The organism is Crossiella sp. SN42, from assembly GCF_023897065.1.
Taxonomy (GTDB): domain Bacteria; phylum Actinomycetota; class Actinomycetes; order Mycobacteriales; family Pseudonocardiaceae; genus Crossiella.
Genome location: NZ_JAMHIV010000005.1, coordinates 1 through 20131, shown reverse-complemented (window position 1 = coordinate 20131; position 20131 = coordinate 1). Strand labels below are relative to the sequence as shown.

Annotated in this window: 19 protein-coding genes; 11 read left to right on the top strand and 8 right to left on the bottom strand. The window is 73.3% G+C overall.

What is annotated here, in order from left to right:
* Positions 1 to 48: 48 nt before the first annotated feature.
* Entirely contained in the window at positions 49 to 3054 is a 3006-nt protein-coding gene (locus M8C13_RS07745) for a BTAD domain-containing putative transcriptional regulator (protein WP_252479801.1), read from the bottom strand.
* 315 nt (positions 3055 to 3369) lie between these two features.
* The gene (locus M8C13_RS07740) at positions 3370 to 4011 is read right to left on the bottom strand and encodes a GTP cyclohydrolase II (RefSeq protein WP_252479800.1); all 642 of its coding nucleotides are present in this window, start codon (positions 4009 to 4011) and stop codon (positions 3370 to 3372) included.
* A gap of 87 nt (positions 4012 to 4098) precedes the next feature.
* Between M8C13_RS07740 and M8C13_RS07735 the strand changes: the two genes are divergently transcribed.
* From M8C13_RS07735 to M8C13_RS07720, 4 genes are read left to right on the top strand one after another with little or no spacing between them, the layout of a single operon-like run.
* Entirely contained in the window at positions 4099 to 4497 is a 399-nt protein-coding gene (locus M8C13_RS07735; protein ID WP_252479950.1) for a 6-carboxytetrahydropterin synthase, read from the top strand.
* Positions 4494 to 5543: a glycosyltransferase family 4 protein gene (locus tag M8C13_RS07730; protein WP_374213039.1), complete on the top strand. Its 1050-nt coding sequence runs from the start codon at positions 4494 to 4496 to the stop codon at positions 5541 to 5543. Before M8C13_RS07735 ends, M8C13_RS07730 begins: the two co-directional genes overlap by 4 nt.
* The gene (locus tag M8C13_RS07725; RefSeq protein WP_252479799.1) at positions 5540 to 6307 is read left to right on the top strand and encodes a class I SAM-dependent methyltransferase; all 768 of its coding nucleotides are present in this window, start codon (positions 5540 to 5542) and stop codon (positions 6305 to 6307) included. The genes M8C13_RS07730 and M8C13_RS07725 overlap by 4 nt, the downstream gene beginning before the upstream one ends.
* Positions 6307 to 7344 (top strand): lysylphosphatidylglycerol synthase transmembrane domain-containing protein, encoded by a 1038-nt coding sequence (locus M8C13_RS07720; RefSeq protein WP_252479798.1) that lies wholly within the window; start codon positions 6307 to 6309, stop codon positions 7342 to 7344. The genes M8C13_RS07725 and M8C13_RS07720 overlap by 1 nt, the downstream gene beginning before the upstream one ends.
* Here M8C13_RS07720 and M8C13_RS07715 read toward each other — a convergent pair.
* A complete protein-coding gene (locus M8C13_RS07715; RefSeq protein ID WP_252479797.1) occupies positions 7267 to 7956 on the bottom strand; it encodes a creatininase family protein in 690 nt (229 codons plus the stop codon). The genes M8C13_RS07720 and M8C13_RS07715 overlap by 78 nt on opposite strands.
* Before the next feature lies 1 nt (position 7957).
* Complete coding sequence (locus M8C13_RS07710) at positions 7958 to 8926, bottom strand: zinc-binding alcohol dehydrogenase (protein ID WP_252479796.1); 969 nt, start codon at positions 8924 to 8926, stop codon at positions 7958 to 7960.
* 40 nt (positions 8927 to 8966) lie between these two features.
* Between M8C13_RS07710 and M8C13_RS07705 the strand changes: the two genes are divergently transcribed.
* A complete protein-coding gene (locus tag M8C13_RS07705; protein ID WP_252479795.1) occupies positions 8967 to 9686 on the top strand; it encodes a CDP-alcohol phosphatidyltransferase family protein in 720 nt (239 codons plus the stop codon).
* On the top strand, positions 9679 to 10116 hold the full coding sequence (locus M8C13_RS07700; protein ID WP_252479794.1) for a DoxX family protein: 438 nt from the start codon (positions 9679 to 9681) through the stop codon (positions 10114 to 10116). Before M8C13_RS07705 ends, M8C13_RS07700 begins: the two co-directional genes overlap by 8 nt.
* On the opposite strand, the gene M8C13_RS07695 is transcribed toward M8C13_RS07700, so the two are convergent.
* Positions 10055 to 10738 carry a dihydrofolate reductase family protein gene (locus tag M8C13_RS07695; protein WP_252479793.1) on the bottom strand — a complete coding sequence of 228 codons (684 nt, stop codon included), beginning with the start codon at positions 10736 to 10738 and terminating at the stop codon, positions 10055 to 10057. The two genes, M8C13_RS07700 and M8C13_RS07695, sit on opposite strands and share 62 nt — an antisense overlap.
* A gap of 82 nt (positions 10739 to 10820) precedes the next feature.
* Here M8C13_RS07695 and M8C13_RS07690 point away from each other — a divergent pair, with 82 nt between their 5' ends.
* Positions 10821 to 12569, top strand: a complete 1749-nt coding sequence (locus tag M8C13_RS07690) for a sulfatase-like hydrolase/transferase (RefSeq protein WP_252479792.1) — start codon at positions 10821 to 10823, stop codon at positions 12567 to 12569.
* Here M8C13_RS07690 and M8C13_RS07685 read toward each other — a convergent pair.
* Entirely contained in the window at positions 12535 to 13413 is an 879-nt protein-coding gene (locus M8C13_RS07685; RefSeq protein ID WP_252479791.1) for an alpha/beta fold hydrolase, read from the bottom strand. The genes M8C13_RS07690 and M8C13_RS07685 overlap by 35 nt on opposite strands.
* 116 nt (positions 13414 to 13529) lie before the next feature.
* On the opposite strand from M8C13_RS07685, the gene M8C13_RS07680 reads away from it, so the two are divergent.
* The 4 genes from M8C13_RS07680 to M8C13_RS07665 all read left to right on the top strand — a co-directional run bounded on the left by M8C13_RS07680 (position 13530) and on the right by M8C13_RS07665 (position 17523).
* The gene (locus tag M8C13_RS07680; RefSeq protein ID WP_252479790.1) at positions 13530 to 14732 is read left to right on the top strand and encodes a GNAT family N-acetyltransferase; all 1203 of its coding nucleotides are present in this window, start codon (positions 13530 to 13532) and stop codon (positions 14730 to 14732) included.
* A gap of 91 nt (positions 14733 to 14823) precedes the next feature.
* Complete coding sequence (locus tag M8C13_RS07675; RefSeq protein ID WP_252479789.1) at positions 14824 to 15777, top strand: ParB/RepB/Spo0J family partition protein; 954 nt, start codon at positions 14824 to 14826, stop codon at positions 15775 to 15777.
* Complete coding sequence (locus M8C13_RS07670) at positions 15774 to 16814, top strand: hypothetical protein (RefSeq protein ID WP_252479788.1); 1041 nt, start codon at positions 15774 to 15776, stop codon at positions 16812 to 16814. Before M8C13_RS07675 ends, M8C13_RS07670 begins: the two co-directional genes overlap by 4 nt.
* 94 nt (positions 16815 to 16908) lie before the next feature.
* Entirely contained in the window at positions 16909 to 17523 is a 615-nt protein-coding gene (locus tag M8C13_RS07665) for a QsdR family transcriptional regulator (RefSeq protein ID WP_252479787.1), read from the top strand.
* Positions 17524 to 17560: 37 nt separating this feature from the next.
* On the opposite strand, the gene M8C13_RS07660 is transcribed toward M8C13_RS07665, so the two are convergent.
* Both M8C13_RS07660 and M8C13_RS07655 read right to left on the bottom strand, forming a co-directional pair.
* Positions 17561 to 18769, bottom strand: coding sequence for a S1 family peptidase (locus M8C13_RS07660; protein ID WP_252479786.1), 1209 nt, complete (start codon positions 18767 to 18769; stop codon positions 17561 to 17563).
* A gap of 240 nt (positions 18770 to 19009) precedes the next feature.
* Entirely contained in the window at positions 19010 to 20038 is a 1029-nt protein-coding gene (locus tag M8C13_RS07655; protein WP_256508744.1) for an acyltransferase, read from the bottom strand.
* Positions 20039 to 20131: the final 93 nt, after the last annotated feature.

Sequence of the window (20131 nt, the reverse complement as noted above, 5' to 3'; positions counted from 1 at the left end):
TTGCGACCGGCGGACTGAAATTTCCCGTCGTTGGCCTGAAAAGCCGGGCTACTCGGCGCGTTCGGCGTCCAGCTTGGCCAGTTCGCCGCGCGCCTCCTCGGCCTCGCGCATGCCCAGCTCGGCGAACAGGGCCAGCGCCTGCCGCCAGTGCCGGTGCGCGTCGGCCGGGCGGTCCAGGCCCTGCTGGATCCGGGCCAGGCAGCGGTGCGCGCAGGCCCGCTGGTAGGCATCGCCCACCTCGGCGGCCAGCGCCTCCGACCGGCGCGCGTAGTCCAGGGCCAGCTCGAACAGCCCGCTGCGCAACGCGGTCTGGCCCAGGCCGAGCAGCGCCTCGGACTCGTGGCCGGGGCTGGCGATCTCCCTGGCCAGGGTCAGCGCCTGCTGGTAGTGCTCGCGCGCGTCCGCCAGCTCGCCGCTGTCGAAGCAGACATCGCCCAGGTTGCGCAGGGCGTAGCCGCGCAGGCCCCGGTCGCCGGTGTCCTCGGCGGCGGCCAGCGCCAGCCGCAGCTCCGTCAACGCGTCACCGCGACGGCCCAGGCCCCGATAGCCCGCGCCCAGGCCGATCCGCGCGCCGATCTCCACCTGCCGGTCGCCGGTCTCCTCGGCCAGCGCGACCGCGCGCCGCAGGTGGGTCAGCGCCTCCTCGGCGCGGCCCAGCGCGGGGTAGGTGTGGCCGAGCCCGGTGAGCACGTGGCCCTGGAGGCTGACATCGCCCGCCTGCTCGGCCGCGGCCAGCGCCTGCTGGAAGTGCCGGAGCGCCTGCTCGTGCCTGCCCAGCCGCCGGTGGGTGAAGCCCAGCCCGGCCTGCGCGTAGCCCTGCACGCCGACCAGGCCGGCCTGCTCGGCCAGCACCAGCGCCTTGGTCAGGTGTTCCAGCGCCAGCGGGTACCGGCCCTGCCACCAGTAGACGTAGCCGAGCCGGTACTGCGCCTGGCCCTCCAGCGCCTCGTCGCCAGCCGCGCGCGCGTGCGCGATCACCTTGCTGTGCAAGGCGTGGCCGTCGTCGTAGTAGCCGCGGAAGTTGAGGTAGTGCTGGAGCGCGGCGGAGAGGTAGGCGGCGTGCTCCGGCGCGCAGTGGATGGCGGTGGTGACCAGGTTGCCGCGCTCGCGTTCCAGCCACATCCCGGCCAGCGCGCGGGTGCCCAGCTCGGGGCCCGGCCGGTCCGGGGCGGGGGAGTCGGTGCGCAGGTGCTTGTCCACCGGGACCAGGGTGTTCATCGCCGCGGCGGTGCTGTGCCGGTAGAACTCGCACAGCCGGTCCAGCGCGGCCTGCCGCTCGATCTCCTGCTCTTCGCAGCTGACCAGCTGGCGGGCGTGCGCGCGGCACAGGTCGTGGAAGCGGTAGCGGCCGGGCGCGGGCTGCTGGAGCAGGTGCACGTCGACCAGGTCCTCCAGGCCCTGCTCCACCTCCTCGGGGTCGCCGTCGGTCAGCGCGGTGGCGGCCCAGGCGTCCAGCTCCGCACCGGGGTGCAGGCCGAGCAACCGGAACAGCCGCTGCCGGGCGGGGGAGAGCTGCTGGTAGGACAGCGCGAACGCGGCCGCCACGCCGACATCGCCCGCGGTCAGCTCGCCCAGCCGCCGCCGCTCGTCGCGCAGCCGCGCGGCCAGGTGCTCCACCGTCCAGCTGGGCCTGCTGCGCAACCGGGCCGCGGCGATCCGGATGGCCAGCGGCAGCGCGCCGCACAGCGCGACCACCTCGGCCACCGCCTCCGGTTCGGCGCAGGCTCGCTCGGACCCGGCGATCCGGGCGAACAGGGCGGTGGCGTCGCCGTCGGGCAGCACGTCCAGGGACAGGATGTGCGCGGCCTCCAGGTCGGTCAGCCGGTGCCTGCTGGTGATCAGCACCAGGCATTCCGGGTTGCCCGGCAACAGCGGGCGGACCTGGGCCGCGCTGGCCGCGTTGTCCAGCACCACCAGCGCCCGCTTGCCTGCCAGGTGCCGCCGCCACAGCCCGGCCCGCGCCTGGAGCTCGTGCGGGATCTTCTCCCCGGGCACGCCCATCGAGCGCAGCAGGGTGTGCAGCGCGGCGGCCGGTTCGGTGGGCTGCTGGTCCTCGGTGTGCGCGTGCAGGTCCAGGAACAGCTGCGCGTCGGGGTAGCGGTCGGCGATCTGGTGCGCGGCCCGCACCGCCAGCGTGGTCTTGCCGATGCCGGCCATCCCGTCGATCGCGGTGATCACCACCGCGCTGCTGGCCCCCGGCACCGCGGGCAGCCGGTCCAGCACCTGCCGCAGCTCCTCGTCCCGGCCGGTGAAGTCGTCGATGTCCCTGGGCAGCAACCGCCACGCGGGCGCGGCCGCCTCGGGCGCGGGCGCGGCCAGCGCGCTGTCCCCGGCCAGCATCCGCTGGTGCAGCGCGCGCAGGTCCGCGCCGGGCTCGATGCCCATCTCCTCGATCAGCGCGGTGCGCACCCGGTGGAAGGTCTGCAGCGCCTCGGCCTGCCGCCCACTCTGGTAGAGCGCCACCATCAGCTGACCGGCCAGCCGCTCGTCCAGCGGCCGCTGCCCGGCCCACGCGGTCAGCCTGGGCAACAGGTCCAGGTGCTTGCCGCAGCGCAGCGCCACCTCCACGTGGTCCAGCTCCGCGGCCACCCGCACCCGCTCGAACCCGGCCCGCACCTGGTCGAACCACGGCGTGTCGAACCCGGCGAACGGCTCGTCCCGGCACAGCGCGAAGGCCTGCTCGAACAGCGCCAGCCGCTCGGCGTCGTTGTCACTGGCCCTGGCCGCCGCGACCAGCCGCCGGAAGCGGTGCAGGTCCACCGACTCCTCGGGCACGGTGAGCACGTAGCCGCCGGACTGGCGCTGGATCCGCACCTGGCCGGTCTCGTCCAGGACCTGCCGCAGCCGGGTGAGGTAGCTGCGCAGGGTGCCCCCGGCCCGCTGCGGCGGCCGCTCGCCCCAGACCCGCTCGATCAGCTGGTCGGCGGTGACCGCCTGGTTGGCGTTGACCAGCAACGCGGCCAGCACCCGCCGCTGCCGGGCCGGTCCCAGGTCGAGCAGCCGTCCACCCGCCCGCGCCTCGACCCCGCCCAGCACCAGGAACTCGACCGTCACGCATCCCCCTGTCGTCACCCCCGGCTTACCAGCCCCGAGCAGCGAGTTCAACGTTCATTCAACGTCTTGGCGGCCGGCGTCCGGCAGAGTGTGGCAGGGAGCGGGCTGCCCACTACCTGGGGGTGCGGGCAGCCCGCCAATCGTTTTTCTGGTCCAGGTCGTGTCCGCGCGGTCCCGTCTGCGGAAGTCGTGATCGGTTTGGGCGCTGGCGGCGCGGCCGGGACGCCCTCATACCGGACGTATTCGGGCGTTCCGGCCGTGCCGCCAGCGGCCGAACCGGCGCGGCTACCGCGGGCGGGACCGCGCGGACACGACCTAGCAGTGTTCCTTCTGCGGCTCGCCGAAGACCTCGACCTGGGGCAGGTCGTGGCCGAGCCGGTCGCGTTTGGCGGTCAGGTAGCCGATGTTGTGCCGGTTGGCCGGCATCACCAGCGGGACCCTGGCCACCACCGGGATGCCGTGCGCCTCCAGGGCCTGGAACTTGTCCGGGTTGTTCGACAGCAGGCGCACCGAGCGGATCCGCAGGTGCCGCAACACCTTCGCGGCCGGGCCGTAGTCCCTGGTGTCCACCGGCAGGCCGAGCTCGGTGGCCGAGTCCAGGGTGTCCAGGCCCTGCTCGTCCTGCAGCACGTGCGTGCGCACCTTGGCCACCAGGCCGATGCCCCGGCCCTCGTGGCCGCGCAGGTAGACCAGCACGCCGCTGCCCTCGCGCACGATCGCGTCCAGCGCGCCGTTGAGCTGCTCGCCGCACTCGCAGCGCATGGCGCCCAGGATGTCCCCGGTCAGGCACTCCGAGTGCACGCGCACCAGCACGTTCTCCCGGTCCCGCGCGCGGCCGTAGACCAGCGCCAGGTGCTCGTGCCCGTCCGCCCAGAACGCGATGGCCCTGAACCTGCCGCGCCGCGTGACCAGGTCGGATTCGGCGATCTCGGTGTCGCTGAAGGCTTGTGTGTACATCCGGCCTCTCCTCACCCCAGTCCGGCCGGGCGTTGTCTACGCTCGGCCGGAGGTTGCCCCGTTTTCCGCACTGCCCTGGAGGTCACCCTGTTCAGCATCACCGTCCGTGATCACGTCATGGTCGCCCACAGTTTCCGGGGCGAGGTCTTCGGTCCGGCACAACGCCTGCACGGAGCTACGTTCGTGGTGGACGCCCGGTTCAGCCGGGCGGAGCTGGATTCGGACAACATCGTGGTGGACATCGGGCTGGCGACCAGCGAGCTGGGCGAGGTGCTGGCCGAGCTCAACTACCGCAACCTGGATGAAGTGCCCGTTTTCGCCGGGATCAACACCTCCACCGAGTTCCTGGCCAAGCACATCGCCGACCAGCTGGCCGCCAGGGTGCACGCCGGATCGCTCGGCGAGGGCGCGCGCGGGCTGGCCAAGATCGAGGTCACCCTGCACGAGTCGCACGTGGCCTGGGCGAGCTACGAACGCCCGCTGTGACCGTCTGGTTCGTGCTGCCCGGCGACATCGACGACCGGGCCGCGCCCAGCGGCGGCAACGTCTACGACCGCAGGGTCAGCCAGGAGCTGACCGCCCTGGGCGTGGACGTGCGCGAGCTCCCGATTCCCGGGACCTGGCCGCGGCCGGATCAGGCCAGCCGGGCCGCGCTGGCCGCGGCGCTGGCGGACCGGCCGGCCGGGGCGGTGGTGCTGCTGGACGGGCTGGTCGCCTGCGGGGTGCCTGAGCTGCTGCGACCAGAGGCGGACCGGCTCAACCTGGTGGTGCTGGTGCACCTGCCGCTGGCGGATGAGACCGGCCTGGACCCGGCGCTGGCCGACCGGTTGGACGAGGCCGAGCGGGCCGGCCTGCGCGCCGCCCGCGCGGTGGTCGCCACCAGCTCCTGGGCCGCGCGGCGGCTGGTCGAGCGGCACGGGCTGGCCGCCGAGCTGGTGCACACGGTGTTGCCGGGCGTGGACCCCGCACCGCTGGCTTCCGGCACGGACGGGGTGTCCGGGTTGCTGTGCGTGGCCTCGGTGACCCCGCGCAAGGGCCACGACCTGCTGGCCGAGGCGCTCGCGACGGTCGCGGAGCTGCCCTGGCGGTGCCGGTGCGCCGGGCCGATGCGGGATGAGGCGCAGCTGCGGCTGGTGCGGGAGATCGTCGAGCGGCACGGGCTTGGCGAGCGGTTCCAGTTGCTCGGGCCGCTGACCGGGGAGCCGCTGGAACGGGAGTACCAAGCGGCCGACCTGCTGGTGCTGCCCTCCCGCGCGGAGACCTACGGCATGGTGGTGACCGAGGCGCTGGCCAGGGGCGTCCCGGTGCTGGCCACCTCGGGCAGCGGCGTGCCGGAGGCCCTCGGTGACGGCGGCCTGCTGGTGCCGCCGGGTGATCCGGCCGCGCTGGCCGCGGCGCTGCGGCGCTGGCTGACCGATGCCGACTTGCGGCGTGAACTGCGGGTTTCCGCCCGTCGACGGCGGGCGGAGCTGCCCGGCTGGGTGGATTCGGCCAGGGAGCTGGCGCACGTGCTGGCTACTGTGCGCGCATGACCTACACCCCGGAATGGCTGGCCTTGCGCGAACCGGTGGACGCCGAGTCGCGCGCCACCGAGCTGCTCGACCCGCTGCGCGCCGCGCTCGACCCCGCGGCCGGGCTGGTCATCCACGACCTGGGCTGCGGCAGCGGTTCCCAGGCGCGCTGGCTGTCCGGGCGGCTGCCCGGCCCGCAGCGCTGGGTGCTGCACGACCAGGACCCGCGGCTGCTCGCCCTGGCCGGGGCGAGCCTGGACGTGCCGGTGGAGATCCGTCAGGGCGATCTCGGCGACCTGCGCGCGGAGGATCTGGCCGGGGCCTCGCTGGTGACCGGTTCCGCGCTGCTGGACCTGTTCACCACCGAGCAGCTGAACGGATTGGTGTCGGTCATCGTAGAAGCCGGTGTGCCAGCTTTGTTCACCCTCTCCGTCGCCGGGCGGATCGAACTGGACCCGGCCGAGGCCCTGGACCCCGAGTTCGAGGCCGCCTTCAACGACCACCAGCGCCGCCACGGCCTGCTCGGCCCGGACGCGCCCGCCGCGACCACCGAGGCCTTCCAGCGCCACGGCTACCGGGTGACCACCCGGCCCAGCACCTGGCGGCTCGGCCCGGACCGGCCCGAGCTGACCACGGAATGGCTGCACGGCTGGGTCGGCGCGGCCGTCGAACAGGAACCCCGGCTGGCCGAGCAGGCCCCGGAGTACCTGCGGCGCAGGCAGGCCACCGAGTTCCGGGCCCTGGTGCACCACGTGGACCAGCTCGCGCTACCGGGGGCGGGCTGATGCGCGCGCTCTGGCCCTGGCTGCGTCTGGTCGCGGCGGCGGGCATCCTGGCCGCGCTGGGCTGGCAGCTGGGTGCGGGCGCGGTGCTGGACGGGCTGCGCTCGATCGGGTTCGGCTCGGTGCTCGCGGCACTGGGCATCGGGCTGCTGACCACCGTGGCGAGTGCGGAGCGGTGGCGGCTGGTGGCTCGGGGGCTCGCGTTGCCGTTGACGCTGGGGCGGGCGGTCGCGGACTACTACCGGGGGCTGCTGCTGAACGCGGTGCTGCCGGCCGGGGTGCTCGGGGATGTGCACCGGGCGGTGAGCCATGGCAAGGAGTCCGGGGACCTGGGGCGCGGGGTGCGGGCGGTGGTGTTCGAGCGGTTCGCGGGGCAGGTGGTGCTGATCGCGACCGGGGTCGGGGTGCTGGTGAGCGGGGGCGTGCCCGCGCTGAGCTTCGCACCGAGCGTTGCGGGTCAGGGCGGGGCGGGTTCTGCCGCGGGCCACGGCGTTGCCGATTCCGTTGCGGGCCAAGGTGAGGCGGGATTGCCGCTCGGTCCGATCCTGGCGGGCCTGTTGCTGCTCGCCGGGATCGCCGTCGTGCTGCTGCTGCGCCGCAAGCCCGCGGTGCGCCGGGAGTTCGCCGCGACCCTCGCCGACGCCAGGGCGCTGCTCGCGGGCGGTCTGCTACTCCGGGTCGGGCTGCTGTCCGCCGCCGGGGTCGCCGGGCACGTCCTGCTCTTCCTGGTGGCCGCCAGGGTCGCGGGCGTGACCGCGCCGCTGAGCCAGCTGCTGCCGTTGTTCGTGTTGGCGCTGCTGGTGATGGCGGTGCCGGTCAACCTCGGTGGGTTCGGGCCGCGCGAGGCGTTCCTCGCGGTGGCCTTCGGCGCGGCTGGACTCGGCGCGGCACAGGGGCTGACCACCGGGGTGGTGTACGGGGCGCTGGCGCTGGTCTCCGCGCTGCCCGGGGTGCTGACGCTGCTACCCCGGCAGCGCCGCGAGGGTGTGCCGGAACGTCTCGACCAGCCCGGCCAGCAGCTCCGCCCCCTTGCGGGCTGAGGCCAGCGAAGGGCGGCCGATGACGCCGGACTCGGTGTAGGCGGACAGGCCCAGGGTCAGCAGGTGCGGGCGTTCCTCGGCGTCGTGGTCGCTGGTCTCGAAGCCGGGGCGCAGCAGTTCTGGGTTGGTGTGCAACAGGATTGAGGTTTCCAGCTCGCCCGCGTGCATGTCCGCGCGGGCGGAGGTCTCGATCCCGGCCCGCTCCCGCGCGACCCGCCAGTCCGCCGAACCCGGGAACAGGGCCAGGTCCTCGGACTCCTGGACCAGGTTGGACAGCACGTAGTTGCCGCCGTGCGCGTTGACCAGCACCAGGTTCGGCACCCCGGACTTGCGCAGCGATTCCGCGATGTCGCGCACCACCGCGTACAGCGTGGGCGCGCTGATGCTCACCGTGCCCGGCCAGGCCGCGTGCTCGTGTGAGCAGGAGATGGTGATCGGCGGCAGCAGCTGGACCGGGTGCGCGGCGGCGAGCTCGCGGGCGATCGCGCACGCGATGAGCGTGTCGGTGGCCAGCGGCAGGTGCGGGCCGTGCTGCTCGTGGCTGCCCACGGGCAACAGGGCCACCCGGGCCCCGCGCTCGCGGACGTCCACGGTGGTGTCGGTCGGGAGCATGTCAGGCACCGTAGTCAATGCGGTGGCACAGCGCCGGGAGCGAGCCGTCGGCCAGCCTGGGCAGCACCTCGGGCAGCTCCTCGAACCGGCTCGACCCGGTGATCAGCGCGTCGAACACCGGATCGGCCAGCAGCTCCAGGGACAGCGCCAGCCGCTGGGCGTGGTCGCGGTCCGGCCGGGCCACCGTGCCCACCTGGCTGCCCCGGATGCGCAGCCTGCGCGAGTGGAAGGCCTCGCCCAGCGGCAGGCTGACCCGCCGGTCGCCGTACCAGCTCAGCTCCACCACCTCGCCCTCCGGCGCGAGCAGCTCCAGGGACAGGGCCAGGCCGGCCTCGCTGGCGCTGGCGTGCAGCACCCGGTCGTTGTCCCGCAACGCCTGCTCCGGCGAGGCGAAGGAGACCCCCAGCGCCTCGGCCACCGCGGCCCGGCTGGGATCGGTGTCCACCAGTTGGACGCGCACACCGGGGAAGCGGGCCAGCAGCGCGGCCGCACCGCACCCGATCATGCCGCCGCCGACCACCGCGATCCGGTCGCCGACCATCGGCCGGGCGTCCCAGAGCGCGTTCACCGCGGTCTCCACCGTGCCGGCCAGCACCGCGCGCGCCGGTGGCACGGCATCCGGCACCGGGGTGACCGCGCGCGAGCCCACCACGTACTCGGTCTGGTGTGGATAGAGGCAGAACACGGTGCGCCCCATCAGGTGCCGCGGTCCTTGTTTCACCACCCCGACGTTGAGGTAGCCGTACTTGACCGGCCAGGGGAACTCGCCCTCCTGGAACGGCGCGCGCATGAGCGCGTGCTGGTTCGGTGGCACGCCGCCGCGCAGCACCAGGGTCTCGGTGCCCCGGCTGACCGCGGTGTGCAGCGTCTGGACCAGGACGTCACCCGGCCCCGGATCGGGTGGAAAAACCGGTCGGATCTCACAATTTCCCGGACCGGTGACCCAAAGTGCCCTTGCTGAACGTTTCACCAATGGAACCTCCGAGAAAGCGGACGACGGTGAGGGACCGATGACCACACTTCAGCACACCACGGCGCCCGCCGTGCCCGAGCAAGCGGGGTGGATCATCGCCCAAGTCGCGCTGCTCGGCCTCATCGGCGGCACGGTCGGGCTGGGCACCCTGGGCTGGCTCACCGGACTCGCCTACGCCACCGCCACCTTCTTCCTGGTCAGCCACGCGCTGCGGCGTGCCGGAACCACCCTGGGGCCGGCCGACCGGGTCACCCTGGCCAGGGGCGGGCTGGTCGGTGTGGTCACCGCGCTGGTGGCCGACCGGGCCGAGGCCGGCACCCTGCTGGTGGTGCTGGCCGCGGTCGCGCTGGCACTGGACTGTGTGGACGGACAGGTGGCCAGGCGCACCGGCACCACCTCGGCCTTCGGCGCCCGGTTCGACATGGAGGTCGACGCCTTCCTGATCCTGGTGCTCAGCGTGCACGTCTCGCTGCACCTGGGGCCGTGGGTGCTGCTGATCGGCGTGGCCAGGTACCTGTTCGTGGCCGCCTCCTGGGTGCTGCCCTGGCTGCGCGGGGCACTGCCGCACAGCCTGGCGCGCAAGGCGGTGGCCGCGGCGCAGGGCATCGTGCTGGTGGTGGCCGCCTCGGCGGTGGTGCCGTACGCGGAGGCGCTCACCGCGGCCGCGCTGGGCACGCTGCTGTGGTCCTTTGGTCGCGACATCGCCTGGCTGCGGCGACAGGCGCCCGTTCTGGTGGAAGGATCCCGTCATGGCTGAACCGGCGTCCCCCGCGCGCATCGCGGGCACGGTCGCACTCTGGGTGCTGCGGGTGCTGCTCGCCGCCTACTTCGTCTACAGCGGCTACCTGCTGCTGGGTGACGGCCTGGTGGGCAAGTTCGACAAGATCGGCCTGGGCCAGTGGCTGCGCTACCTCACCGGCGTGCTGGAGGTCGCGGGCGCGGTCGGCCTGCTCGTGCCGCGCCTGGGCGGACTGGCCGCGCTGGGCCTGGCCGGGGTGATGGCCGGCGCGGTGGCCACCGAGCTGTTCCTGTTGCGGGACACCGCGGGCGCGCAGCTGCCGGCGACCCTGCTGGCGCTGGCCGCGGTGGTCGCGGTCTTCCGCTGGCCGGACGTGACCGGCGCGCTCAGGCTGCTCCGTCCCGCTTCGGCAGGTACCGCAACACCGCCACGTCCCCAAGCCGGGTGACTTCCTCCAGGTGGAACCGCCGGGCTGGTCCGCCGGGAAACTCGGCCGGGTTCACGAACCGCGGCGCGCTGGCCTGGCCGATGAGCATGGGCGCGATGGCGATCCGGACCTCATCGGCCAGCCCCTCGGCGAGGAAGGCGGTGTGGATGCTGCCGCCCCCCTCCACCATCAGCCTGCCGACCCCCCGAGCGCCAAGATCGTCCAGCAGCGCGCCGAGCTCGACCTCGGCGCCGAGGGAGACGACCGTGGCCAGCTCGCCCACCCGCGCGGTGGCGGCCGGCGCGCCGGAATCGTTGGTGTACACCAGCTTCTGGCCACCGCAGTGCCAGAACTTGAGCCCGGGATCCAGCTCGCCGGAACCGGTCACGGCCACCTTCGCCGGGTACTCGGGCAGCCCCCGCGCGATCCGGGAGGCCCGGCGGTCCTGGCAGTTGACCAGCAGGCGGGGGTTGTCCGCGCGGATGGTGGCGGCCCCGATGAGGATGGCGTCGGACTCGGCGCGCAACTGGTCCACCCGGTCGAAGTCCTCGGCGTTGGACAGCGGAAACCGTTGCGGGCTCACGTCATCGATGTAGCCGTCCACGCTGACGGCGACGCTGAGCAACACGTGCGGACGGGTCACGTCTGGACACGCTACCCGTGAACCGGCCGCGACCGGCGCACGTCTACCCGGACAGCGCAACGCTTGGCGGAGAGGACAGCGAATGTCGACAGTGGACGGTCATGCGACCGGGGACGCGGCGGACACCCGCACCGCTGCGCCCCGCACCGCCAAGCCCGCCGCACCGCGCACGCCCGCGCCCGCTGAGACCGCCGCGCCCCGCACCGCGCTGGGCCGCATCGCTGCCTACTGCGCCACCGCCGCTCGCCTGGCCGCCGCCCTCGCCTCGTACCGCACCGTGCTGCGCCGCGCCGCCGCCCGCCTCGCCACCGCTCTGGCCGCGCTCCTCGTCCTCGCCGCCCTGTTGCTGCCCAACGACATCGACCGCCTCACCCCGGCCGCCTTCACCCGCATCCCCGTCGAAGCCCCGCTCGCCCTCCTCCTGCTGCTCGCCCTCCCCGCCAAACCCCGCCGCGTCGCCGCCCTGCTCGGCGGCCTGGCCCTCGGCCTGTTCACCGCGCTGAAACTCCTCGACCTGGCCTTCGACTCCGTCCTCCTGCGCCCCTTCGACCTGGTCCGTGACTGGTCCCTGCTCGCGCCAGCCGTGGACTACCTGGACGTCACCCTGGGTGGTCCGGCCGCTTTCGCCGCCCTGGCCGCAGCCGTGCTGCTCGTGCTCGCGCTGATCGCGGCCGTGGCCTGGTCGGTGCGCAGACTGACCACCGTCGCCGCGCGCCGCCGCCGGAGCGCGATCCGGGCGGTGGCGCTGCTCTCGGTGGTCACCATCAGCGCCGGGCTGCCGGTCGCGGCGAGCGCCACCGCGGCCTTCGAGCACGCCCAGCGGGTGCGGGCCGGACTGCTCGATCAGCAAGCCTTCGCGAAGGCGGCCGCGGTGGACTCGTTCCGGGACACTCCCGGCGCTGAGCTGCTGACCGCCTTGCGTGGCAAGGACGTTGTGCTCAGCTTCGTGGAGAGCTACGGGCGGGACGCCGTCGACTTCCCCGGTGTGAGCTCGGTGCTGGCGGCCGGGACCCAGCGGCTCGGGGAGGCGGGATTTGGCGCGCGCAGCGGGTTTCTCACCTCGCCGACCGCCGGTGGGGGCAGCTGGCTGGCCCAGGCGACGCTGCTCTCCGGGCTGTGGGTGGACAACGAGCAGCGCTACCGCACCCTGGTGGCCAGCGACCGGCTCACCCTCAACAAGGCCTTCCAGCGGGCAGGCTGGCGCTCGGTCGCCGTGGTGCCCGGCATCACCAGGGCCTGGCCGGAGGGCGAGTTCTTCGGCTACGACCGCATCCACCCGGCCGACGGCCTCGGCTACCGCGGCCCACGCTTCGGCTACGCCACCACCCCGGACCAGTTCACCCTGGCCGCCTTCCACCGCCTGGAGCGCAACGGTTCGCCGGTGCTGGCCACCATTCCGCTGGTCACCAGCCACGCGCCCTGGACACCGATCCCGGACCTGCTCGACTGGTCCGCCCTCGGTGACGGCTCCGGCTACCGCGCCGCGCCCCCGGCCGAGGACCGCACCCCGGCCCAGGTGCGCGCCGACTACGGGCGGGCCGTGGAGTACTCGCTCAACTCGCTGATCTCCTACCTGCACAGCCACGCCAACGACAACCTGGTGCTGGTCTTCCTCGGCGACCACCAGCCCGCCCAGGTGCTCACCGGCGCGCAGGCCACCAGGGACGTGCCGATCACCGTGGTGGCCAAGGACCAGGCCGTGCTGGCGCGCACCGCGGACTGGGGCTGGACGCCCGGCCTCAAGCCCGCGCCGGACGCGCCGGTGTGGCCGATGGACGCCTTCCGGGACCGCTTCCTCAGCGCGTTCGGCGCGGACCCTGGCGTGCGGTGAGGATCCGCTGGACCTCCTCGGCGATCAGCTCCGCGTCGGTGAGCGGCACCAGGTGGCCGGAGCGGGGCGCGAGCACGTGCCGGCCGCCCTCGGTGAGCAGCGCCCGCCGCCGGTGCGACTCGGTGACCGCCGCCCTGGTCCCGCGCGGCATGCCAGGGGAGTCCAGCGCGCCGGAGATGGTGGTGACCGGGATGCCGGTGAGGTCGGGTGGGTTGTCCCGCAACGCGTGCAGCCCGCTGGGCACCCCGGCCAGTTCGGCGGCGCGGACCCTGGTCACCGCCATGGTGAAGCCCTCCCGCCGGATGTCCGCCCTGCACTCCGGCGGCAGCACCGCGGTCGCCCGCCGGTAGGCCAGGCCGAGCAGGCGGAGCCGGGCCAGCAGCACGGTCATCCGCTGCGCGGTCCGCTCCAGCTTGCGGACCCGCTCGGTGAACATCAGCTCGCACAGCTCGTCGGTGGCGTCCACCAGCACCACCCCGGCGATCCGGTCAGGCCGGGCCGCGGCGGCCAGCCGGACGATAGGCCCGCCCCAGCTGTGGCCGACCAGCACGAACGGTCCCTCGCCCAGGTGGTCCAGCAGCGCGTTCAGGTCCGCGACCAGAGTGTCCAGGTCGCGCGGGCCGGGGGAGGCTGGGCTGCGGCCCAGGCCGGAGCGGTCGTAGGCGACCGAGGTGGCGAAGCCGGACACCGCGGGCTGCACCAGGCCCCAGAACGACCGCGAGGCGGCCAGCCCGGACTCGAAGACGACCGTCGGTGCGCCCTCGGGGCCGGGAAGTCGCTGGTAGAACAGCTCCCGGCGGTCGGGCGTGCGCGCGGTGCCCGGTGTGCCCTGCGGATGACTCATCCGTTCCCCCAGTGAAGTTAGGTAACCCTTACTTGGGGACTGTAGCGGACCGCAATTCGGTTGACCTGGTCCCGGGCCGGGACTCAACTGGCCCGGACACCTTTCCGAGGAGGCACATGGAGATCCGGGGTACCACTGATGAGGATCTTGAGGGCTTCATCAGCACGATCCACGCCGCGTTCGGCCGCTTCCCGGACACCCCGACCGGCGGTCCGATGTGGTCCGCGCTGGAGCTGGACCGCTGCCTGCGCGCGGTGACCGAGGACGGGCGGCCGGTCGGCACCACCGCCGCGTACTCCTTCGAGCTCACCCTGCCCGGCCAGGTCCTGGTCCCGGCCGCCGGGGTGACCGCGGTCGGCGTGCTGCCCTCGCACCGGCGGCAGGGCGTGCTCAGCGCGCTGATGCGGCGCCAGCTCACCGACCTGCGCGCCAGGGGCGACTTCCTCGCCGTGCTGCTGTCCTCCGAAGCGGTGATCTACCGCAGGTTCGGCTACGGACCGGCGACCTACACCCAGCGGATCACCGTGCCGCGCCACCGATCCGCCTTCGCTCCGCCCAGGGCGGGCGGCACAACGACCGGCTCGATCGAGCTGCTGCCGCGGGCCGGCTGCGGCCAGGTCCTGGAAGAGCTCTACGACCGGTACCGCCGCTGGCAACCCGGCGCGCTGTCCCGCCCGCACCACTGGTGGGCCTCGGGCGCGGGACAGCCGCCGATCTCCGCCACGCCGCGCTTCATCGCGCTGCACCGGGACGCCGAGGGTGCGCCGGACGGCTATGCCAGCTACTCCCTCGCCGAGTCCGGGACGCTGACCGTCGACGAGATCATCACCACCGACGACGCGGTCTTCACCGCGCTGGCCCGGTTCGCCCTCGGCCACGACCTCATCGCCCAGGTCGTGGTCAAGCACGTCCCGCCCGGCCATCCGCTGCGTTGGCAGCTCGCGGACTTCCGCGCGGGCGAGGTCACCCAGGACACCGACTGGCTCTGGGTGCGGCTGCTGGACATCCCGAGGGCGCTGACCGCGCGCGGCTGGTTCGCCGACGGGGAGCTGGTGCTCGACGTGGCCGACCCGGCCCTCGGCGAGCGCGGCCGGTATTTGCTCACCGTCCGGGACGGCCAGGCTGAGTGCCTGCCGACCGACCGGGCGCCCGACCTGTCCCTGGACGTCAGCGACCTGGGCTCGATCTACCTCGGCGGCACCGCCCCGAGCCTGCTGGTGCGCGCCGGGCACATCCAGGCCCACCACCCGGACGCCGCCGCGCTCGCCGACCTGCTCTTCCGCGCCGACCGCGCCCCGCACTGCCTGCACTGGTTCTAAATCGGCAGAACAAGACGAGACAACTTCATGTCTCGTTTCAGGAGTTTGTTGATTGTGGACTCAAAAGTGAGACGATTGCTATAGACGTCTCATGAACCTGGGGTGGCGGGACCAGACGGCCCGCACGGCGTCCTGGCCGGAGCTGGACTTGGTCGAGTTACCGGTGCGATGGGTGCCGGTGGCCGCGCTGCGGGCCGGGTCGATGTCGCCGCGCCGGGCCGGTGAGGACGCCGGGCACGTGCGGCTGCTGGCCGACAGCGTGGCCGAGCTGCCGCCGATCCTGGTGCACGCCGAGTCGATGCGGGTCATCGACGGCATGCACCGGCTGCTCGCCGCGGTCGCGCGCGGCCGGGTGGAGGTGGCGGCCTGCTTCTTCGACGGCAGTGAGCGGGACGCGTTCGTGCTCGCGGTGCGGGCCAACATCAGCCACGGCCTGCCGCTGACCGCCGCCGACCGCAGCGCCGCGGCAGGCCGGATCCTGCGCAGCCACCCCGAGTGGTCGGACCGGCTGATCGCCAAGGTCACCGGGCTCTCCCCGGGCACGGTGGCCGGTATCCGGCAGCGGGACGAGCAGGCGGGCCACCCGGCGACGCGGATCGGCCGCGACGGCAGGGCCAGGCCGGTGAACAGCGCGGACGGCCGCCGCAAGGCCGGGCAGCTGTTCGCCGAGCGGCCGAGTGCCTCGCTGCGGGAGGTGGCCAGGGCGGCCGGGGTGGCGGTGTCCACCGCGCAGGACGTGCGCAGGCGGCTGCGGGCAGGCCAGGACCCGGTGCCTGCCGGGGTCCGCTCCCGGAGCGCGCGGCCCTCGGCGCCGGTGGACCGGGAGACCGTGCTGCGTGCCCTGCGCGCCGATCCGGCGCTGCGGTTCACCGAGGCGGGCCGGGCGCTGTTGCGCTGGCTGGACGCGGCGCCCTCGGCCAGCGCGCTGGACCTGGTGGTGGCCAGTGTGCCGGAGTACCACCGCGCCGAGCTGGCCGAACTGGCCACCGGCGCGGCCAGGTCCTGGCAGGACCTGGCGGCGCGGCTGCGCCGGAGCGCCAGATGACCGAGGTGGCCCGGATCCGGCAGCTGCTCGGCAGGCACTGGCCGGCGCACTGGAACGGCCTGCCGCCGCAGCGGCTGCCCCGCTGGGCGGCCAGCACCCTGTACGAGACCTGGCTGGTGCCTGGCGACGAGGCCGCGCACGTGCTCACCCTGCGCGGCCACCACGACGACTCCTGGGCCGAGACCCGGTACGCGCTGCGCCGCCGGGTGCTGACCAGCTGCCAGTCCCGCGGCCTGCCCGTGCTGCCGCCGGCGCCCACCACCGAGGGCGAGCCGGTGGCCTGGCTGGACGGGCTGGCCGCCGAGCTGACCCCCGCGGTCAAGGGCGCGGTGCCCAACCAGTTCGCCCCGCCCCAGGTGGACGTGATGATCACCGCCGCGCTGGACCTGCGGGAGGGCCTGGACGAGCTGCCCCCGGACCTGCTGCGTGGCCTGGCCGAGATCCCGGCCGCGTCCCCGGTCAGGGACTGGCGGTCGGCGGTGGTCCGGGCCAGGCACCTGCTGCCCGCGGCCGAGCGCAGGCCGGACGTCTGGGGCTGGACCGCCACCTCGGTGCTGCGCGGGGTGCTGGCCGCCGGGCCGGTGCTGGCCACCGTCGCCGGGCGCAGGCCCCTGGACTCGGTGGTGCACGGCGCCCCGCACGATGACAACGTGCTGCTCTCCGGCGGCCGCGAACCGCAGGTGCTGGCCATCCTCGGCTTCGACGAGCTGCACGCAGGCGACCGGCTGGTGGACCTGTCGGTGATCGCGGACACCGCGGCCAGGGTCCGGGTCGGCGAGACCGCCCGCCGCCGCGCGCTGGCCCAGTTCCTGGCGCGGGCGCTGGACCGGGAGCTGCTGCGGGAGGGAGAGGAGCGGTTCCTGATGCCGGTGCTGCTGGCCAGGACCGTGCCGGTGGTGGTGGAGCTGATGAGCAGGCTGCTGCGCGAGGGCGTCGGCGCTCCGGTGCTGGCCGACCGGCTGGATCGGCTGGACCCGATGCGCAAGGTGAACGTGCACCAGTTGCTCACCGGGGCCGAGGTGCAACCCTGCTGCTGAGCTGTTCGACCGCGCCCGGGGAGCGGTCGGCGTGTCCCGTGGTGAGGCAGATCGGCGGAGTGTGTCGCGGTGAGACCGGACGTAGGATGCCCGCATGCCGGACAGATCCCGCGCCGCCCAGGAGACACCGTTGAGCCGGGCGCTCGCCGGTGGCGGCCTCGCGGCCAAGGCGACCCCGGTGGACGCCTTCCGGCTGGCCAGGTCCTGGTTCCTGGACGGCCGCCGGGTGGACATGGTGCAGCTGGCCGAGGAACTCGGGGTCAGCCGGGCGACGCTGTACCGCTGGTGCGGCAACCGGGAGCAGCTGCTCGGTGAGGTGATCTGGTCGCTGACCGAGGACCAGCTCAACCGCACCAAGGCCGGCATCAGCGGCAGCGGCGTGGACTACGTCACCGAGGTGATCGGTTCCTGCATCGCCCAGTTCCGCACCTTCAAGACCTTGCGGCGCCTGCTCTCCGACGATCCGGAGTACGCGCTGCGGCTGATGACCTCCAAGCACGGCATCGTGCAGGGCCGGGTGATCAACTGGTGCGCGGAGCTGCTGTCCGGGCTGGACCTGCGGCCGGAGGTGGACCTGGCCGACCTGTCCTACGTGGTGGTGCGGATCTGCGAGTCCTTCGTGTGGAGCGACATGATCACCGGGGCCGAGCCGGAGACGGAGAAGGCCGTGGTGATCATCCGTTTGCTGCTCGGCGCAGCCGAACGCTGAAACCGGTGGGGACCGCGCGGGTCCCCACCGGGCTGGGTCAGCTGGTCTTCAGCTTGAGGCCGTAGGCGTTGAGGATCTCGCCGATCGGCTGGAAGTAGGCCACGTTCGGCTCGCCCGCCTTCTCGCCGCAGAACGCCTTGTCCTTGTTGTCGATCCGGCCGTCACCGTTGGTGTCCCGGATGAAGTAGCCGATGCCGCCGCTGGTGACGCCCTGCGCGGTGTTGCCGGCCATCCAGGAGCCGCCGCTGTCGCCGCCCTCGGTGCACACGCTGGCCTGGGTCATCTCCTCCACCGTGGTGCCGTCGTCGTAGTTGATCGTGACGTCCAGGGACTCCACCTCGCCGCAGGTCCAGTTGGTGGTGCGGCCGGACTTGCAGATGGTGCTGCCCGGCGCGGCCACCCCGTGCCCGGTGACCCGGACCGCGGTGCCGTTGTACTTGGTCACCGACGCCTGCGCGGTCCAGTCCGCCGACAGCGAGGAGTAGGCGTAGTCGTTGGTGGGGAAGCTGTGCGCCCGCACCGTGCCGAGGTAGGTGCCGTTGCGGCGGAACTCCCCGTCGTTGATGCCGTCCGCGCAGTGCCCGGCGGTGATCATCGCCGGCCTGCCGTCGCGGTCGGTGGCGGTGAAACCGACCGAGCACACGTAGTTGTTCGCGCCCACGCTGAACTCGATCTGCTGGCCGCCGTAGAGGTTGGCCTGCTTGCTGGCCTTGCCCGCGCTGCGCCGGACCTGCACGCCGTTGATCGCATCCGCTTGCGCGGCAATGGAATCATGCGCCGCGCCGGCCGGGATGGTGGCGACCACGGTGTTGTTGACGACGTCGGTGTGGCTGGTGCTGCCCCGGACCCCGGCGAGCAGCTTGCGCACGGCCTGCTTGGCCGAGGCCAGCGCGTCCGCGCCGTTGGCGACCAGCTTGGCCTTGGCGCCCGCGGCTTCGGCCACCTTGGCGGCCGCGTCGTCGGTGACCGCGACCACCAGGCTGCCCGCCTCCAGGAAGGCCCCGCCGGCCCGCGCGCCCAGTTCGGCGGTGAGCCGCTGTGCGGTGCGGGACAACGAGTCCTGGGTGGTGATCCGGCGCACCGCGGTGTCCCGGTCCAGGCCGCCCGCGACCAGGTGGTCCACCGCGGCCGCGGTCGCGCCGTCCAGCTCCGGAGCGGCGACGGCGCTGGGGCCGGCCAGCACCGCGGTGGCCGCGATGGTGACCGTGACCCCGGCGCGCAGGGAACGCCAGACTCGATCCGACATGAATCCTCCTTGATGCCCAGCGCGCACACCAAGGGATGAGCCCTCGTCATCCCGCAGGGGCTGGTGTGGCGCTGTGTCCGCAGAGTCTGCGTTTTGTTGTGGCCACAAGGAATGGCCCGCTTTTCAAGTGGCGTTCAGTTCGGCGCACTCTGTTCAAAGCAGTTCAGGCCGATCGGCGGGTGCGCCGGCGACGGCCCAGGTCCGGGGCCGTCGCCGGGTGTGGTGCTGACCAGCGGTAAGTCACAAAGCTGGGAAAGGCACCCGCTCGCGTCCCACCTGCTGGACCGGGGCGGAGAACCGGCGGACCAGCGGCACCTCGACGTAGCGGTGCAGCAGCCAGGCGGCCAGCGCGGCGCAGGGCAGGAACAGCCCGAGCGAGATCAGCAGGCCCTCGCCGGTGTCCACTGTGGGCGGTGTGCCCACCACGAACTCCAGCAGCACCGCGATGGTGAGCAGGTGCACGGTGTAGAAGGCGAAGGACCGGTCGCCCAGGTAGACCATGGCCCGGCCGCGCAGCACACTGCGGTCCCCGCGCAGGTCGGTGGCCGCGGCCGCGGCCACCAGCAGGGCGCAACCCAGCCCGTGGATGGCGCCGAAGGCGTAGGTGGGCGGCAGGAACGGGCAGGCCAGGATCGGCAGCAGTGGCAGCCAGGCGGTGTGCCGCAGCCGCAGTCCGGTCAGCCTGCCCTCACACAGCAGGCGCGCCATGACCATGCCGAGGATGAACTCCGGCAGCCTGCTCAGCGGGAAGAAGTAGGTCAGCCACAGCTGTTCCAGCGACAGGGACAGCGCGGCGTCGCTCTCGGTGATGTGCTGGCCACCGAGGAAGTTGTCCGCGAAGACCACAAAGGACAGTCCGGCGGCGAACACCGCGACCGCGGTCAGCCCCAGCCGCCGCGCCGGAATCCTGGAGACGATCCGGTGCAGCAACGGGAAGCAGAAGTAGAAGAACACCTCGCAGGCCAGCGACCAGGTGATCGCGCTGGCGAAGCCGAGGTACGCCGAGCTCGGATACCACACGTGCACCAGGAACACCTGCGCCAGTGCCGGGCCGAGACCGATTTCCTCGGTGAGGCTGGGCAGGCTGGAACTGGCTCCCCAGAACACCATGAACAGCAGGGTCAGGCCTAACACCAGCACATGGTTCGGGAAGATACGGACATAACGCCGTCGCCAGAACCGGGTGGTGCTGTCCCTGGGCCGCACCGACCAGGTCAGCACAAATCCGGAGAGCACGAAGAACAGCGACACCGCGGCATAGGAGAACAGCTGCGAAAGCCCTAGGTCGTGTCCTCACAGTCCCGTCTGCGAGAGTCGTGATCGGTTCGGTCGCTGGCGGTGCGGCCGGGTCGCCGCCGCAGC

Bases quoted from the DNA above. Each gene is read 5' to 3' on its own strand.
- M8C13_RS07720 (WP_252479798.1), top strand. From the start codon at position 6,307: ATGCGCGCGCTCTGGCCCTGGCTGCGTCTGGTCGCGGCGGCGGGCATC.
- M8C13_RS07725 (WP_252479799.1), top strand. From the start codon at position 5,540: ATGACCTACACCCCGGAATGGCTGGCCTTGCGCGAACCGGTGGACGCC.
- M8C13_RS07690 (WP_252479792.1), top strand. From the start codon at position 10,821: ATGTCGACAGTGGACGGTCATGCGACCGGGGACGCGGCGGACACCCGC.
- M8C13_RS07705 (WP_252479795.1), top strand. From the start codon at position 8,967: ATGACCACACTTCAGCACACCACGGCGCCCGCCGTGCCCGAGCAAGCG.
- M8C13_RS07665 (WP_252479787.1), top strand. From the start codon at position 16,909: ATGCCGGACAGATCCCGCGCCGCCCAGGAGACACCGTTGAGCCGGGCG.
- M8C13_RS07740 (WP_252479800.1), bottom strand. From the start codon at position 4,011: ATGTACACACAAGCCTTCAGCGACACCGAGATCGCCGAATCCGACCTG.
- M8C13_RS07660 (WP_252479786.1), bottom strand. From the start codon at position 18,769: ATGTCGGATCGAGTCTGGCGTTCCCTGCGCGCCGGGGTCACGGTCACC.
- M8C13_RS07685 (WP_252479791.1), bottom strand. From the start codon at position 13,413: ATGAGTCATCCGCAGGGCACACCGGGCACCGCGCGCACGCCCGACCGC.
- M8C13_RS07675 (WP_252479789.1), top strand. From the start codon at position 14,824: ATGAACCTGGGGTGGCGGGACCAGACGGCCCGCACGGCGTCCTGGCCG.
- M8C13_RS07680 (WP_252479790.1), top strand. From the start codon at position 13,530: ATGGAGATCCGGGGTACCACTGATGAGGATCTTGAGGGCTTCATCAGC.
- M8C13_RS07670 (WP_252479788.1), top strand. From the start codon at position 15,774: ATGACCGAGGTGGCCCGGATCCGGCAGCTGCTCGGCAGGCACTGGCCG.
- M8C13_RS07715 (WP_252479797.1), bottom strand. From the start codon at position 7,956: ATGCTCCCGACCGACACCACCGTGGACGTCCGCGAGCGCGGGGCCCGG.
- M8C13_RS07700 (WP_252479794.1), top strand. From the start codon at position 9,679: ATGGCTGAACCGGCGTCCCCCGCGCGCATCGCGGGCACGGTCGCACTC.